The sequence below is a fragment of the Pseudochrobactrum saccharolyticum genome (assembly GCF_008801715.1).
In the GTDB taxonomy this organism is placed as follows: domain Bacteria; phylum Pseudomonadota; class Alphaproteobacteria; order Rhizobiales; family Rhizobiaceae; genus Pseudochrobactrum; species Pseudochrobactrum saccharolyticum.
Genome location: NZ_VZPG01000001.1, coordinates 917,699 through 933,765, shown reverse-complemented (window position 1 = coordinate 933,765; position 16,067 = coordinate 917,699). Strand labels below are relative to the sequence as shown.

10 protein-coding genes are annotated in these 16,067 nt (G+C 53.9%); 5 read left to right on the top strand and 5 right to left on the bottom strand.

All coding sequences use genetic code 11. From position 1 onward, the window contains the following. Positions 1–108 precede the first annotated feature (108 nt). Positions 109–1,806 (bottom strand): sensor histidine kinase, encoded by a 1,698-nt coding sequence (locus tag F7P81_RS04195; protein WP_170265207.1) that lies wholly within the window; start codon positions 1,804–1,806, stop codon positions 109–111. A gap of 333 nt (positions 1,807–2,139) precedes the next feature. On the opposite strand from F7P81_RS04195, the gene F7P81_RS04190 reads away from it, so the two are divergent. The 4 genes from F7P81_RS04190 to F7P81_RS04175 all read left to right on the top strand — a co-directional run bounded on the left by F7P81_RS04190 (position 2,140) and on the right by F7P81_RS04175 (position 8,900). Continuing rightward, complete coding sequence (locus tag F7P81_RS04190; protein ID WP_225686081.1) at positions 2,140–3,303, top strand: PfkB family carbohydrate kinase; 1,164 nt, start codon at positions 2,140–2,142, stop codon at positions 3,301–3,303. A gap of 40 nt (positions 3,304–3,343) precedes the next feature. Then, a complete protein-coding gene (locus F7P81_RS04185) occupies positions 3,344–4,261 on the top strand; it encodes a pseudouridine-5'-phosphate glycosidase (RefSeq protein WP_022710762.1) in 918 nt (305 codons plus the stop codon). 293 nt (positions 4,262–4,554) lie between these two features. Continuing rightward, entirely contained in the window at positions 4,555–5,694 is a 1,140-nt protein-coding gene (locus F7P81_RS04180; protein WP_151158662.1) for an efflux RND transporter periplasmic adaptor subunit, read from the top strand. Continuing rightward, the gene (locus F7P81_RS04175) at positions 5,691–8,900 is read left to right on the top strand and encodes an efflux RND transporter permease subunit (protein WP_246176027.1); all 3,210 of its coding nucleotides are present in this window, start codon (positions 5,691–5,693) and stop codon (positions 8,898–8,900) included. Before F7P81_RS04180 ends, F7P81_RS04175 begins: the two co-directional genes overlap by 4 nt. A 76-nt stretch (positions 8,901–8,976) precedes the next feature. Here the strand turns inward: F7P81_RS04175 and hydA are convergent, their stop codons facing one another. Both hydA and F7P81_RS04165 read right to left on the bottom strand, forming a co-directional pair. Beyond that, positions 8,977–10,473 carry a dihydropyrimidinase gene (hydA, locus tag F7P81_RS04170; protein ID WP_151158661.1) on the bottom strand — a complete coding sequence of 499 codons (1,497 nt, stop codon included), beginning with the start codon at positions 10,471–10,473 and terminating at the stop codon, positions 8,977–8,979. A gap of 94 nt (positions 10,474–10,567) precedes the next feature. Continuing rightward, complete coding sequence (locus F7P81_RS04165; RefSeq protein ID WP_151158660.1) at positions 10,568–11,818, bottom strand: Zn-dependent hydrolase; 1,251 nt, start codon at positions 11,816–11,818, stop codon at positions 10,568–10,570. Between the two features lie 354 nt (positions 11,819–12,172). Between F7P81_RS04165 and F7P81_RS04160 the strand changes: the two genes are divergently transcribed. After that, positions 12,173–12,841 carry a TetR family transcriptional regulator C-terminal domain-containing protein gene (locus tag F7P81_RS04160; RefSeq protein ID WP_374828046.1) on the top strand — a complete coding sequence of 223 codons (669 nt, stop codon included), beginning with the start codon at positions 12,173–12,175 and terminating at the stop codon, positions 12,839–12,841. 87 nt (positions 12,842–12,928) lie between these two features. Here F7P81_RS04160 and preA read toward each other — a convergent pair whose 3' ends face one another. Both preA and F7P81_RS04150 read right to left on the bottom strand, forming a co-directional pair. Beyond that, a complete protein-coding gene (gene preA / locus F7P81_RS04155) occupies positions 12,929–14,242 on the bottom strand; it encodes an NAD-dependent dihydropyrimidine dehydrogenase subunit PreA (RefSeq protein ID WP_151158659.1) in 1,314 nt (437 codons plus the stop codon). A gap of 1 nt (position 14,243) precedes the next feature. Then, positions 14,244–15,734 (bottom strand): NAD(P)-dependent oxidoreductase, encoded by a 1,491-nt coding sequence (locus F7P81_RS04150; RefSeq protein ID WP_151158658.1) that lies wholly within the window; start codon positions 15,732–15,734, stop codon positions 14,244–14,246. Between the last annotated feature and the right edge of the window lie 333 nt (positions 15,735–16,067).

Genomic DNA, 16,067 nt, shown 5'->3' with positions numbered 1-16,067 from the left:
AAACTTTCAGAAATTTGTATTTTTTTTGAAGGCTGGGGATAAATATAAGAAAACCACGCGATTGCGTGGCTTTCCTGAAGGCGCTTTTCGCGCAGAGCGTTGAAATAATTACACCATATTGCGTTGTGAGCGCTGAAACGGTGGCGGATAGACAGGCATATCAGGGATACGAATCTCAAATAATGCACCGTCTTTGTAATCGTCACGTAATTCTATGGTGCCGCCATGGGCGCGAACCAGTTCCTGAGCAATAACCAGCCCCAATCCGGTGCCGTCACTGCGTGTTGACCCGCGAAAAGCGGTGAACAGATTGTCCCGCGCTTTCTTGGGCAGGCCGGGGCCGGTATCCGCCACGGCAATATAACAGGTATTGCCTATGCGCCATGCGCTGATGGTCAGGCATTTTTCAGTTTCCGGCTGCCGGTGATAGGTGCCCATTGCCTGTACCGCATTGCGGCAGAGATTATTCAGCACCCGCAGCATTTGTTCTTTGTCGATATAGGCTTCAAAATCGACGGGAACCATATTGCGGAAAGCAATCTGCACATCCGATGGAAGCACTAACATGTCTTCCACTTCATGGATCAGCGGACGCAGCAGGCGTTGCTGGCGAACCGGCACAGCTTCCTGTGTGCGGCCGTAAGCGATCACAGTCTCGGAATAGGTGATGGCGCGGTTCAGCGTCCGGATGAGTTTCGGTGAGAAGCGTTGCACAACCGGATCATTGGTATCGGCAAGACTGTCCGACATCAGCTGTGCTGAGGCCAGAATATTACGCATGTCGTGATTGATCTTGGAGACGGCCAGACCGAGATCGGCCAGATGTTTACGTTCCTGAAACAAATGCTGCAGATGTGTCTGCATCTGCGCCAGTCTGTTCTGGGCATAACCAAGTTCGTCTTTACGGCAGGAGCCGTCAATAATCAGCGTTGGATCATCCGGTTTCTGGCCGAAAGCAAACATATTCTCATACATATGGCCGACAGGGCGCAGCAGCAGACGGTGAATGATGAAATAAATCAGCGCGGCCGCGATCAGCGAAATCAGCAGCGATATCGCAGCAATAATACGGGAGTTTTTGATCAGCCTGTTATGCAGGGCATTATCGCTCATCACAAATTCAACCGTGGTGCCGCTGTAATCGGGCGGGCCTGACACCTGCATTGTCTTATTGCCGCCGCTGGTCAGAGTGAGCAGGGCTCCCCAGAAATCACTCAGCGGTGTTGCTGTTGTCAGATCAATATATTCATCGACCTGTACGGCCTCCGGTGAGGCAGCCAGAACGCGGCTGCTGCCATTACGGGTGACTGTAATGGATTGTGCGCCTGTGGAGCGCAGTAACTGATCCTGAATCTGCAATTCCAGCGTCGTGTCCGGATTCGCATCGAGCAATAACAGGCTGGAAGTGGCAATCATGGTATGTTTGGCATTCAGCCATTGATTGCGCATATTCGCCAGTGACGGCGCAAGAATGATAACTTCGGCAATCAGCACGGCCAGAATTGTCATCAAAAGCAATTTACTGGAAAGGCGGTGACGCAGCGGAATATGCAGGTCATCGGGATCATTCGCAGTAAAATCCGATCCGGTATTGGTGAAGACCGGCGGGATACTTGTACTTAAAGGTGCATTGGCGGCAATCGCGGAGAGGGATGTTTGGGCGCCAGATGTCGCGTCGTTACCTTCCTCAGTCAGATCAGCTTGCTCACGGCTGCGCGCCTGTAATTCCTCGGCGCGCTTCTTTTCTGATTCTGCAGAGGCTTTGTCAGCAGGCCTTTGAAAATCCTTGCTTTTCATAAAGGTCATTTCACCCATCCGTCAGGCTGACAGGTTGTTCCTGTCCCCCGTCTCCACCCACGGACCAAAACAGGCGATCGCCCGGGTCACGGATTGTACAGTTGCATAAATATGCCTGACCGCAAGCCTGTCCCCACCAAGGCTAAAATCCTGCAAGTTTGTAATATAGGCGCTTTAAGCCAAAATTTCAAATTTTCGTGTGCTGTTTATTTATCGTGCGGTGATGAGGAGTTTTGCCTTAGAAAAATTTAAAACAAAAGTTTTTATTTTAACATTTGTTTGATTATCTGAAATTGCTCTGCTATATGGCTCCCATCAGGACGATTGAAACGGAGAATGGCAATGGTGCAGGGCGATCAGGATGTGAACCAGTCAGCAAAAGCCGGTGCGCAAAATCTGCAGGATCTCTCCGCGCAGGAACGTGCTGTTCTGGAGATGATTGTCGCTAATCCGTTTGTCGGTCAGCAGCAGATTGCTGATGCGCTGAAACTGGCGCGTTCTACTGTTGCTGCTCATATTGTGCAGCTGACCCAGAAGGGTTTTGTTCTCGGGCGTGGCTATTATCTGCCGGAGAACAAGCGCATCGTCTGTATTGGCGGCGCGGTCTTTGATCGTAAATATCATGCCCATGCTCCTCTTATCAGCGAGACCTCCAATCCGGTCAGCGGTTATCGCAGCCATGGCGGTGTTGCCCGTAATGTCACGGAAAATCTGGCGCGGCTCGGCGTGAATATCGGCTTTGTTTCTATTCTTGGCGATGATGAAACCGGGCGCGCTATTCTTGATCATCTGCGCTTGCTTGGTGTCGATGTCAGCCGTGCGATTGTGACCAATGAAGCGCCGACTGCTGAATATGCTGCCATTCTGGGGCCGGATAATGAGCTGGCACTCGGCATTGCCGATATGGGCATTTTCGACCTGTTCAAGCCTGAAACGCTGGAAACCGTGTGGCCGCATCTGGCTTCGGCTGACTGGGTTTTTGCCGATTGCAATCTGCCGCAGGCAACATTGGAAACCTTGCTGGCGAAGAAAACCGGCAGCCGTTTCCGTTTGGCTGTTGATACGGTTTCCGCACCGAAAGCACTGCGTTTGCCTCAGGATCTTAGTGGTGTTGATCTGCTGTTCCTCAATCTGGATGAGGCGCATAGCCTGTTGCGTCACCCTGCGGGCACACCGCGCCTGACAGCAGAGCAGGCCATCAATGCCTTACATGCGCGTGGCGTTGCCAAAATCGTCATGACCATGGGTGCTGGCGGTGTTCATATCGGCGATGAAAGCGGCATCCGGCATATTGCCAGTGTGCCTGCGCAGCCGGTGGATATTACCGGCGCGGGCGATGCGCTGATTTCCGGTACGCTTTATTGTCTGCTTGACCGGAAGGAACTGCCCGATGCAGTGCGCACCGGTACTTTGCTGGCCACGCTGACAACCGAAAGCGACGCAAGTGTCCATCCGGACTTGTCTGCACATTTTCTCGAAGCGAACCTTCATCGTATTCGCGACTGATTTATCTCCATTAAACTCCCTCAGAAAGACTGCTCCAGCTATGACCCGTTTGACTATGCATTTCAGCGATGAAGTCCGCGCCGCTCTCGATAAAGGCGCGCCTGTTGTTGCTCTTGAATCCACGATCATCACCCATGGCATGCCTTTCCCGCAGAATTTGGAAATGGCGCGTAAGGTTGAAGCTGTTATCCGTGAAAACGGTGCGACACCGGCAACTATTGCTGTGCTCAAAGGTGAAATCCATGTCGGCCTCGGTGATGCCCAGCTGGAACAGCTTGCACAGACCACCGATGCGGTGAAAACATCGAGCCGTGATCTGGCCGCAGATATGGTGCAGGGACTGACTGCCGGTACTACTGTTTCGGCAACCATGCGTATTGCTGCGCTGGCCGGTATTGAAATTTTCGCCACCGGCGGTGTTGGCGGCGTGCATCGCGGTGCGGAAGACAGTTTCGATATTTCCGCCGACCTGAACGAACTGGGCATGACCAACACCACTGTGGTTTGCGCGGGTGTGAAATCCATTCTCGATATTCCGAAAACGCTTGAATATCTGGAAACCCAGCGCGTGCCGATTATTGCGCATGGCAGCGATGATTTTCCGGCATTCTTCACCCGTTCAAGCGGTTGTAAAGCCGACCACCGTCTGAACAGCGCGGAAGAAATTGCGAAAGCGATGGCTCTGCATCATGCGCTTGGTTCCGGCACCGGTATTCTGATTGCCAATCCGATCCCTGAAGAAGATGCACTGACACCGGAATTCATTAACGGCACGATTGAAGCCGCTGTTAAGGAAGCTGCTGATCAGGGCGTTGGCGGTAAAGATGTGACACCGTTCCTGCTGGCGCGCATCAATGAATTGTCGGAAGGCCGCAGCCTGAAAGCCAATATTGCGCTGGTGCTGAACAATGCCAAACTGGCAGCCCGTATGGCCGTTGCTTATAAAGCCATCGTATAAAAGACAGTATCCTATTGAGTTCAGCGGGCGGAAACAGCGTGTTTCCGCCCGTTTTGTTTTGTCAGACCCATCTCATGGTAAGGTCTTATTAATCATATCGGCTCATCTCAGGGCATGAGACGTGGTTTAAACAGGGCCGGATACCGGTTTTACGGGCTTTCCGGCACTTTGCCGCAACAGGATTACAGAAATTTAATTAGACCTGAGACCGCAGATTACGCATTTTAAGAGCAGAATGCAGCGAGCCTGTCTGTGCAGGCAATTAACTCAGGTTGCGGCAAGATCGGAAGATAATGAAAAACTGGAAACAAATTACGGTTTGTTTGGTCGTGGCTGCCGCCGCCTTCGGGGGCTGGAGCTGGTATAATACTGAACGTTCCGCGACACAGGCCACCGGCGGCGCACCGGCAGCAGGGCAGAGTGGCGCGCGCAACGCGCCTTTGGTGGTTGTAAAGCCAGCCCAGAAACAGGTCGTCAATGACAAGCTGAGTGCTATCGGCAGCGGTGTTGCGCTCAATACGGTTGCGGTTTCGCCTTATTCAAGCGGAACTATTCGCCGGTTTCTGGTGAGTGCAGGCACCACCGTCCATAAAGATCAGGTCATTGCCGAACTGGATGCGGAAACAGAACAGATTGCCGTTGAGAAAGCACAGGTGCTGCTGAAAGACGCGGAAATCACACAACAGCGTATGGCAACTTTGCGGGCTTCCAACACGGCGACACAGGTACAGGTTGTTGCGGCAGAGCTTGCTCTGGCCAATGCAAAACTGGCTGTGAAGGATGCGGAACTGGCGCTCAGCCGCCGTTCGGTTACAGCACCGATTGCCGGTATTGTCGGTATTCTGCCGGTGGACGCAGGGAATTATGTCACATCCTCCACCACGATTGCTACGATTGATGACCGCTCAAAGCTGCTGATTGATATCTGGGTACCGGAGCGGTTTGCACCGCAATTGCGGTTGGGGCAGGCCGTGACAGCAATGCCGACGGCTCTGCCAGGCAAAAGCTTTCAGGGGCAGGTCAGTGCTATGGATAATATGATTGACGCGGCCAGCCGGACTTTGCGGGTGCGTGCGGAAATTACCAATCCGAGCGATGTGCTGCGTGCCGGTATGTCTTTTACCGTGACTATCCTTTTCCCCGGCGATCAATATCTGGCGGTTGACCCGCTGTCTGTGCAGTGGGACGGCGATGGTTCTTATGTCTGGCGCATTACCAAAGATGGCAAGGCCGAGCGTGTTGCTGCACGGATTATCCAGCGCAATGCCAATGCAGTGCTGGTTGATGGTGCACTGGCTGAGGGTGATACGATTGTCACCGAAGGCGTGCAGAATGTGCGTGAAGGCGGCAATGTGACGATTAAGGGCGCGGGCAACACCGCCAGCCCGAAAGAACCGGCCACAGCGCAGGCAAACAGTAAACAGGCAGGATGATGATGAATTCTGACAAATCATCCGCTGAAACAAACACAATAACTGAGGATGTAACCGGCGCTGAAGAAAAAGGCGGCGGGCATAATCCGCAGACCGGCGGTTTTACGGCATTGTTTATTCGCCGTCCGGTTTTTGCTTTCGTGCTCAATGTGCTGATTGTTGTGGCAGGCCTTGCGGCTCTGAGTGGCGTGGATATCCGCGAATTGCCGGATGTTGACCGTCCGGTTATTTCGATCAGTACAACTTTTGACGGTGCATCTGCAGAAACGGTTGACCGTGAGGTCACGCAGGTTCTGGAAAATGAAGTTGCCCGTGTTTCCGGTGTGAAGAATATTTCTTCAACCTCATCATTCGGCCGCAGCCGTGTGACGGTTGAATTCAATGACGGCGTGGACATCAATGTCGCCGCCGCTGATATGCGTGACTCGATCTCGCGCGTGGCCAACCAGATGCCGGAAGAAGCCGATGCATCGCGTATCATCAAGGCGGATTCCAATGCTGATGCGGTCATGCGTCTGGCAATTGCGTCTGAAACGCTCAGCGTTGATGATATGACGGTGATTGTCGAGGATCAGATTGTCGATGTGCTTTCCGCCGTGCCCGGTGTGGCCGATGTGGAAACCTATGGTGACCGTGACAAGATTTTCCGTATTGATATCGACCATAAACGTCTGGCCAGTTATGGCCTGACTTTTGCTGATGTCAGTTCAGCACTGGCTTCTATGGCTTTGGATCAACCTGCCGGATCGCTGCGCAGTGCTTCTCAGGCGATTGTGGTGCGCGCCACAGCATCGGTTTCCTCGCCGCAGGATTTCGAGAATATCATTATCAAAGGGCAGACCCGTATCCGCGATGTCGCCAATGTCACGCTGGGGCCGGATATTGAAAGCTCGGCAGTGCTCAATAATGGCCGTAACAGTATCGGCCTTGGCATTATCCGTCAGGCTCAGTCCAACACTTTGGATATTTCGGACGGTATTCGTGCGGAAGTCGAGCGCCTGAATAAGACATTGCCGGAAGGCATGACAATGCGGGTGACCAGTGATGATGCGAACTTCATCCGTGGTGCGATGCATGAGGTGGAAATCGCGCTGACTGCAGCGATCCTCATTGTTATTGCTGTCATCTATATGTTCCTGCGCGATATCCGCGCGACACTGATCCCGACTGTTTCCATTCCGGTGGCGCTGGTCGGTACTGTGGCGGCGATTTATCTGGCAGGATTTTCGATCAATATTCTGACCCTTCTGGCGCTGGTTCTGGCAACCGGTCTGGTGGTGGATGACGCGATTGTGGTGCTGGAAAATATTGTCCGGCGCCGGTCGATGGGGCTGGGGCCGCGTGCGGCTGCGGTGCTTGGCACGAAAGAAGTGTTCTTCGCGGTTATCGCCACAACACTGACACTGGTTGCGGTGTTCGTGCCGATTTCCTTCTTGCCCGGACAGGCCGGCGGCTTGTTCCGCGAATTCGGTTTTGTGCTGGCAATTGCTGTTCTGCTGTCCTCCGTGGTGGCGCTCACACTGTGTCCGATGCTGGCTTCGCGGTTTCTGACCGCCGAAAGCATCGCCCATGAAACCGGTGCAGATAAGCCGCGCGGGCTTGTCTATCGTGTCAGTACCGGTCTGGCACAATTCTATCGCCGCAGTCTGCATTGGTGCCTTAATGCGCCGTGGATTGTGGTTGCCGCAGCTCTGGTTTTCGCCTTCTTCTCATTAAGTGCCTATACGACTTTGCGTCAGGAACTGACACCGAATGAGGATCGTTCTGCGGTTATGCTGCGTATTTCCGGCCCGCAGGGCATCAGTATTGATTTCCTGCGCTCACAGCTTGAGCAGATTGACGTGGCGCTCAAACCGCTGCGCGATAATGGCGAGATTGTAAACTCCTATGCTATTGCCGGTTCCGGTGGTGCGTCCAATAACGGTTTTATGGTGCTGACACTGGCCGACTGGGCAGAGCGCGACCGTAAGCAGCAGGATATTGTTGCCGATATTAACAAGCGTCTGCGTCCGATTACCGGCGTGCGTGCATTTACTCTGCAGCCAAACAGTCTCGGTATTCGCGGTGCCGGCAATGGTCTGCAATTCACGCTGGTTGGCAATGATTATGCAACGATCCAGCCGGTCACCCGTGCTTTGCTGGCTGAGATGGAGAAAGATCCGCGCTTCCAGCAGCCACGCCTGTCGGTGGACGCAACGCAGCCGCAGCTCTCGGTACAGATTGACCGCGAGCGGGCATCGGATCTCGGTATCGATATTACCGGTCTCGCCAATGCGGTGCAGTCGGTGCTCGATGGCCGCAGGATCGGCGCTGTCTATATCGGTGACCGTTCTTATGATGTGAAGATGATGGCGACGTCCAATCCGATCAATGATCCGACGGATCTGGAAAATGTCTTCATGCGTACCGGTGACGGTCGTTATGTCTCGATGGCAACCATTGCCACGGTGCGGGAAATTGCAGTGCCGCCGCAGCTGGCGCGTGAACAGCGCCTGCGCTCCATTGCGATTACTTCAGGTCTGAGCAGTGATTTTGCTCTGGGCGATGCTTATAAAACCGTACAGGAACTGGCCGCGCCATTGCTGCCTGCCGGTGTGCAAATGGTGCCGCTGGCAGAAGCGGCAACGCTGGGCGAAACCTCGACCGGTCTGTTTCTGGTATTTGGCTTTGCGGTGGTGATCATTCTGCTGGTTCTGGCCGCACAATTTGAGAGCTTTGTCAGTGCGCTGATCGTAATGGCGACCGTGCCGCTGGGGCTCGGCTGTGCTATTGTGGCGCTGATCCTCACCGGCACGAGTCTTAATGTGTATAGCCAGATCGGGCTGGTGCTGCTGGTCGGGATTATGGCGAAGAACGGTATTCTGATCGTGGAGTTTGCCGATCAGTTGCGCGACCGTGGCCTGTCTTTGCGGGAGGCGGTGGAAGAAGCATCGAATATCCGCCTGCGTCCGGTTTGTATGACGATGATCTGTGCGGTGCTTGGCGGTATTCCGCTGGTCATCGCTTCCGGTGCCGGTGCGGAAGCCCGTATTGCGCTGGGCTGGATTATCGTCGGCGGTCTTGGACTGGCAACCATTGCCACGCTCTATGTGACACCGGTTGCCTATCTGCTGCTTGGCCGTTTCACCAAGCCGAAAAGCGATGAAGAAAAACGTCTGGATCGCGAGCTGGCTCATGCGGCCACGCTGGAGATGAAACCGGAATAAAGCCGGTCAGAACCTCATCTGGATATAAAAAAACGGCGGGTGCTCCCGCCGTTTTTTAGTTGATGGATACTTTATTTCACACACCAATCGGCATCAGAGCCGGATCACGTTCTACTTTGCGTGGTGCGACGACTTCTTTCCAAACCGACAAAGCCTGCTGTTGCGGTGTATTCGGCGCACGCTCAATAAAGCGTCCGTCACCGGGCTCTGCCAGAATTTTACCCTGCGCATAGGCAACACGCCCGCCGCTGATAGTCATGCGTGGCAGGCCGGTCACTTTCATGCCTTCAAACACATTGTAATCAATCGCCGAATGCTGATGCTTCGCCGAGATTGTCTTGGTTGCATTCGGATCCCAGATGATGAGATCTGCATCTGATCCTTCCAGCACCGCACCTTTGCGCGGATAGATATTGAGAATTTTCGCTGCATTGGTTGAGGTAACAGCGACAAATTCATTCTCGGTCAGACGACCGGTGCGCACACCTGTTGTCCATAGCACCGGCAGACGTTCTTCCAGCCCTGCGGTACCGTTCGGGATTTTGGTGAAATTACCAACGCCGTGGCGCTTTTGTTCGGTGGTGAAAGCGCAATGGTCAGTGGCTACACATTGCAGGCTACCTGCGCTTAAACCCGCCCATAGACTGTCCTGATTGATCTTGTCGCGAAATGGCGGTGACATCACCCGCCGTGCCGCATAGTCCCAGTTTTTATTCTGATACTCGCTCTCATCCAGTGTCAGATGCTGGATCAGCGGTTCGCCATAAACGCGCATGCCTTTCTGGCGCGCACGGCGGATGGCTTCATGCGCCTGTTCGCAGGAAACATGCACGACATAGAGCGGCACGCCTGCCTGATCGGCAATCATGATGGCGCGGTTGGTGGCTTCGCCTTCCACTTCCGGCGGGCGGGAATAGCTGTGCGCTTCTGGCCCTGTATTGCCTGCTGCCAGCAGATTTTGCTGTAATTGCGCGACAATATCGCCGTTTTCGGCATGCACCAGCGGCATGGCGCCGATTTCAGCACAGCGGCGGAAAGAGGCAAACATCTCGTCATCATTGACCATCAATGCGCCTTTATAGGCCATGAAATGTTTGAATGTATTGACGCCGCGTGCCACCACTTCCGGCATTTCATTATAGCAGCGCTCGCTCCAGCCGGTGACAGCCATGTGGAAGGAATAGTCGGTGCGCGCTTTGCCTGCTTTCTGAAACCAGTCCTGCAAGGCTTCCAGCAAATTGCCTTCCGGTGAGGGTAGCACAAAATCGACCACCATTGTGGTTCCGCCTGCCAGTGCCGCAGCGGTGCCGCTGTCAAAATCATCGGAACTGTGGGTGCCCATAAACGGCATTTCCAGATGGGTGTGGGGATCAATGCCCCCCGGCATAATCAGGCAGCCATGCGCATCAATTGTGGTATCGCCCTGCAAATCATGGCCGATAGCGGCAATTTTGCCGTCTGCAATCAGAATATCCGCATCGTAAGAGCGGTCTGCGGTAACGATTTTACCGCCTTTAATCAGTGTTGTTTTACTATCTGCCTGTGACTTGGTATGCGATCCGGAATATGACATTGTTCGTTTCCCCTTATGGTTTTTTGCGAACAGATGCTGATTGATCGAAAAGGTTAAGAGCTCCGGCACAAATATCTCATGCCGGAGCAGGTATTTATACGATTTCAGCGGTCTCCAATGCTGCATGCAACAGCACATCAGCGCCGTTGCCAGCCCATTCTTTGGTGATGTCCTCGGCCTCATTATGGCTCAGACCATCAACGCAAGGGCACATAATCATGGCTGACGGTGCAACCTGATTGATCCAGCAGGCATCATGGCCGGCACCGGATATAATATTGCGGTGTGACAGACCGAGACGCTCGGTTGCCTGACGGATGGTCGAGAGGCAGGTCTCGTCAAAGGAAACCGGATCAAACGCGCCGACTTCTTCAATCTGATAGGTCAGGCCGATTTTCTCACAGATTTCCGCTACGGATTTCTCCAGTTTCTGCACCATTTTGGCGAGTTCTGCTTTATCCGGATGACGGAAGTCGGCGACAAAAACAGCAGTACCCGGAATGATATTGCGGGAATTCGGGCTGATATGGGCATAGCCCACGGCACCCACGCCATTCGGTGCGTGCTCCCATGCAATCTCATCCACCCGCTCGGTGATACGTGCCATACCAAGCCCTGCATTCACGCGTTTGCGCATCGGTGTTGAACCGGTATGGGCTTCTTTGCCGGTGAGGGTGATCTGCAACCATTTCAGCCCCTGACCATGGGTGACAATACCGATATCCAGACCTTCATCTTCCAGAATAGGCCCTTGTTCAATATGCAGCTCGTAATAGGCTTTGATCGGGCGCTTGGCGGTCGGGATTGAACCTTCAAAGCCGATGCGTTTCAGCTCGTCGCCAACGGTTTTACCGTCCGCATCCGTGCGGGATTTCGCCCATGCTTCATCAAAGAGACCGGCGAAAACACCGGAAGCCAGCATGGCGGGAGCAAAACGGGCGCCTTCTTCATTGGTCCAGTTGACCACTTCAATCGGATGACGGGTTTTGATGCCGAGATCATTGAGGGTGCGCACCACTTCCAGTCCGCCGAGCACACCGAGCACGCCGTCGAATTTACCACCGGTCGGCTGGGTGTCGAGATGGCTGCCGAGCATCACCGGTGGCAGCGACGGATCACTGCCTTCGCGGCGGGCGAACATATTGCCCATTGTATCGACGCCCATGGTCATACCGGCATCTTCGCACCATTTCTGAAAAAGCAGCCGGCCTTCGCGGTCTTCATCGGTCAGGGTCTGACGGTTATTCCCCGTTGAAATGCCAGGGCCGATTTTGGCCATATCCATCAGGCTGTCCCAGAGGCGGTCAGCATTGGTTTTGAGATTGCTGTTCAGATGCGTGTTCATGTCTGTTTCCGTATGCGGTCTGTATTAATCATGATAAGTTCATAAAGGCGCGGGGAGACGGCATGTGGATTTCCTCCTCATTCAGCGCATCGTGAAAGATGATGCGTTTTGGCGTAATATGCGCAGCCTTGTCAGAGGCCGCATAAAAAGAGCCTTGATTGTTTCCCCAAAAACACGTTGATTACTGCTCCGTTCTGTTGCGGAGTATTTTATGAAACCGGCTTGCTTCCGTTGCTGGAAACCGGCTGCTGTATCATCCACTAAAATCCGTTCAGGACAAGAGAATATCGGTGGCCGAATTTGCCTGTAACGCATTATATTTGCAGGCAGTATGAAAATGCGGGGAAGAGCAGCATGGTACGGAAATCTAAATCGGCTAAAGACATTTCCGTGATGCAGCAGGAACAACCTGAAAGCCTGTCGCGTATTCAGGAAATGAACCGCAAGCTCATTCTCGAAGCCGCGCTGGATGTGTTCTCGACCTATGGTTTTCGTGGTTCCACCATCGACCAGATCGCACTGAAATCCGGTATGTCGAAGCCTAATCTTCTGTATTATTTCCGCCGTAAGGAAGATATTTACAACACCGTTTTGCAGCAGACGATGGAAGAATGGCTGGCCTCGCTGCAGTCTATTGATCCGCAGGGCGAACCGCTGGAAGAGCTTGGCTCTTACATCCGCAATAAGATTGAAATGGCGTTCCGCAATCCTGCGGCTTCGCGCCTGTTCGCCAATGAGATTATGCATGGTGCACCGGCAATCGGCACTTTCCTGCAAGAGGATATGCGCGAACTGGTGGATGAAAAAGCGGCCATGATCGGGCAATGGATGGAAGAGGGCAGGCTGGCAAAGACCGACCCGCATCATCTGATTTTCACGATCTGGGCGACGACCCAGCATTATTCCGATTTTGAAACGCAGTTGCGCGCAGTGCTCGGTGAAAAATTTGATGCGCCGGATTGCTGTGAGAAAACGGTACAGGCGGTCAGCGCCATTCTGCTTAATGGTATCCGGCCCCGTTAAGCAGGGAAGAGACACGGCAGAAAATTCTCTGCCGCTCTCTGTTTTACGGGTTGTGATGACTGCCTGTCCTGTCACCGTTTACCGCTCCTATTCTGCCGCCTGTTTGTGTTTTGCCATCGGATTGTTCGGATGGGTTGTCCAGTTGGCATAATCAGGGCTGATCGGTTCTTTGTTGCGCGGATCAATGCCGGAAACCTGCTCCATGGTGATACAATCCTGCACAGGACAGACGCTCACGCAGAGATTACAGCCGACACATTCCTCATCAATCACCTCGAAATGGCGCACGCCGTCCATCATGGAAGTAATTGCCTGATGGGAGGTATCCTCGCAGGCAATGTGACAGCGGCCGCATTTGATGCAGGCATCCTGATCAATCCGCGCTTTGGTGGTGTAATTGAGGTTGAGATATTGCCAGTCGGTAACCTGCGGGGTTGCGCGGCCACGGAAATCATCGAGCGACTGATAGCCTTTGCTGTCCATCCAGTCGGACAGACCGTCGATCATTTCCTGCACAACTTTGAAACCATAGGTCATGGCCGCCGTGCAGACCTGAACCGTACCGCAACCGAGCGAGATATATTCCGCCGCATCGCGCCATGTGGTGATGCCGCCAATGCCGGAAATCGGCATTCCGCGAGTTTCCGGATCGCGGGCAATTTCCGCCACCATATTGAGCGCAATCGGTTTGACCGCAGGGCCGCAATAGCCGCCATGGGAGCCGCGTCCGTCAATGCTTGGTTGCGGGGCAAAATTGTCGAGATCAATGGAAACAATGGAATTGATGGTATTGATGAGCGATACCGCATCGGTTCCGGCATTTTTAGCAGCACGTGCAGGCATACGGATATCGCTGATATTCGGGGTAAGTTTGGTAATCACCGGCATGCGGCTATATTGTTTGCACCATTTCACCACCATGGCCACATATTCCGGCACCTGACCGACAGCAGCACCCATGCCGCGTTCGCTCATACCGTGCGGACAACCGAAATTCAGCTCAATGCCGTCGGCACCGGTTTCTTCCACCCGTGGCAGAATGGCCTTCCATGCTTCCTCTTCGCAGGGCACCATGATGGAGGCGATCAGAGCGCGGTCAGGCCAGCGGCTTTTCACCTCTTTCATCTCGCGCAAATTGATTTCCAGAGAGCGGTCGGTAATCAGCTCAATATTGTTGAAACCGAGCAATCGGCGGTCGGCACCCCAGATGGCACCATAGCGGGGGCCGTTGACATTGACGACCGGCGGGCCTTCCGCACCCAGCGTCTTCCAGACAACGCCACCCCAACCGGCTTTGAAAGCACGTTCCACATTATAGGCTTTGTCGGTTGGCGGGGCAGAAGCCAGCCAGAACGGATTGGGTGAACGGATACCGAGAAAATTCGTGGTCAGATCAGCCATGTCAGTGATCCTTTGCCGAAGATGAGGTCGTGTGGTTGTGCACCGATGGTGCGTGCGGATGGAGGCTCGGCAGATCTTTGCGATTGGCTGCCAGCACGGCCTCGGCAAAGCCGCTCACGGCTTCCGGCAATTGCATCAGATGCTGATGGATGGATTGCGCGGCGATCTTGCCGTCTTGCACCGAGGCAACAGTCAGATCCTGACCGCCTGCCACACAATCGCCGCCAGCCCAGATGCCTTTCACACTGGTACGGTTTTCAGTGTCGACTTTAATCCGCCCGCCACTCATTTCCATGCCACTGGCACCAAGGCCCTGGCCGTCGAGTTTTTGGCCGATGGCTTTGTAAATCTGATCGGCGGCTAAGGTGAGTGTAGCACCGGTGGCAACCAGTTTGCCTTCGCGCTGCTCGGTCTGGGCAAAGCGGATCGCAATTGCCTGCCCCTGATCGTTGAGCAGAATTTCCTCCGGTTGCAGGCAATCACGGATCACCACACCTTCGGTCTGCGCCAGTTGCTGTTCATAGAGGCTGGCATTCATATGTTCGCGGTCACGGCGATAGGCCAGCGTCACATTCTCTGCGCCCAGTCGTTTGATCTGAATAGCAATATCAATGGCTGTCATACCACCACCGATGACGACTATATTTTTGCCGATATTCAGGCGGGAAAGGTCAGAGCTTTGACGTAACTCTGCAATGGTGCGCACGGCATCCAGCACATTCTCGGCATCTTCACCGGCAATATGCAGTCGGTTTGTGCCGCCAAGGCCAAGCCCCAGAAACACCGCATCATAGCCGGAGCGTAAGGCATCCAGCTGAATATCTTTGCCGAGCGCTTTGCCGGTTTCAATAGTGATGCCACCGATTTTCAGAATGAATTCCAACTCACGGGCAGCAAAATTATCGACGCTCTTATAAGAGGCGATACCATATTCGTTGAGGCCGCCGCCTTTCGGGCGGGCTTCAAAAATCGTCACCGTATGGCCTTCGCGTGCCAGTGCATGGGCGCAGGCAAGACCGGCAGGACCCGCGCCGACAACCGCCACGCTTTTACCGGTAACCGGCGCACGGGTGAAGGGGTGAACCCCGCTTTCCATCAGATGGTCGGTGGCATGACGCTGCAATAGACCGATACGTACGGGCTTGCCTTCTGCGGCTTCACGCACGCAGGCTTCTTCGCACAGGGTTTCCGTCGGGCAGACACGGGCGCACATGCCGCCGAGAATATTTTCACTCAAAATCGTGCGCGCGGCGCCCTGCGGATTGCCGCCTGCGATCTGGCGAATGAATTGCGGAATATCAATATGGGTCGGGCAGGCCGTCATACATGGCGCATCATAGCAGAAATAGCAGCGGTCTGCTTCTACCAGTGCTTCATGTTTGTCGAGCGGCGGATGCAGATCAGCAAACACATCCTGATAATTATCAAGGCGGTTCGGCCGGATATCCGCTGCTGTATTATTGTGCCTGTCATGCGAATGCTGGTCACTCATGCTCCTGTCACTCCTCCCGGCACAGTCGCAGTTAAGACAAGCGATCTGGTGCTTAAAATCAATGTCAGAGGTGCCGGACGGCTGTTCGCGCAGTTGCGCCAAGCAAAATCCGGTTATGCAAATACTGTCTCAGAACGCATGTTGATGCGCGTCCCGCATTGGTTCATTGCTGCATGGTGGGGAAGCGGCGTGGTTCCCTTATTATACGCCGGTTCCGCAATCTGTCAGAGCAGAGCACTTTTTTGCTTTGTGTGCTTTTGGCTTCTGTAGACTCAGCATGACAGATTTTTGCGGAAGGTCAAATTTTTTATCAGATGGTCAAAATATGACAAA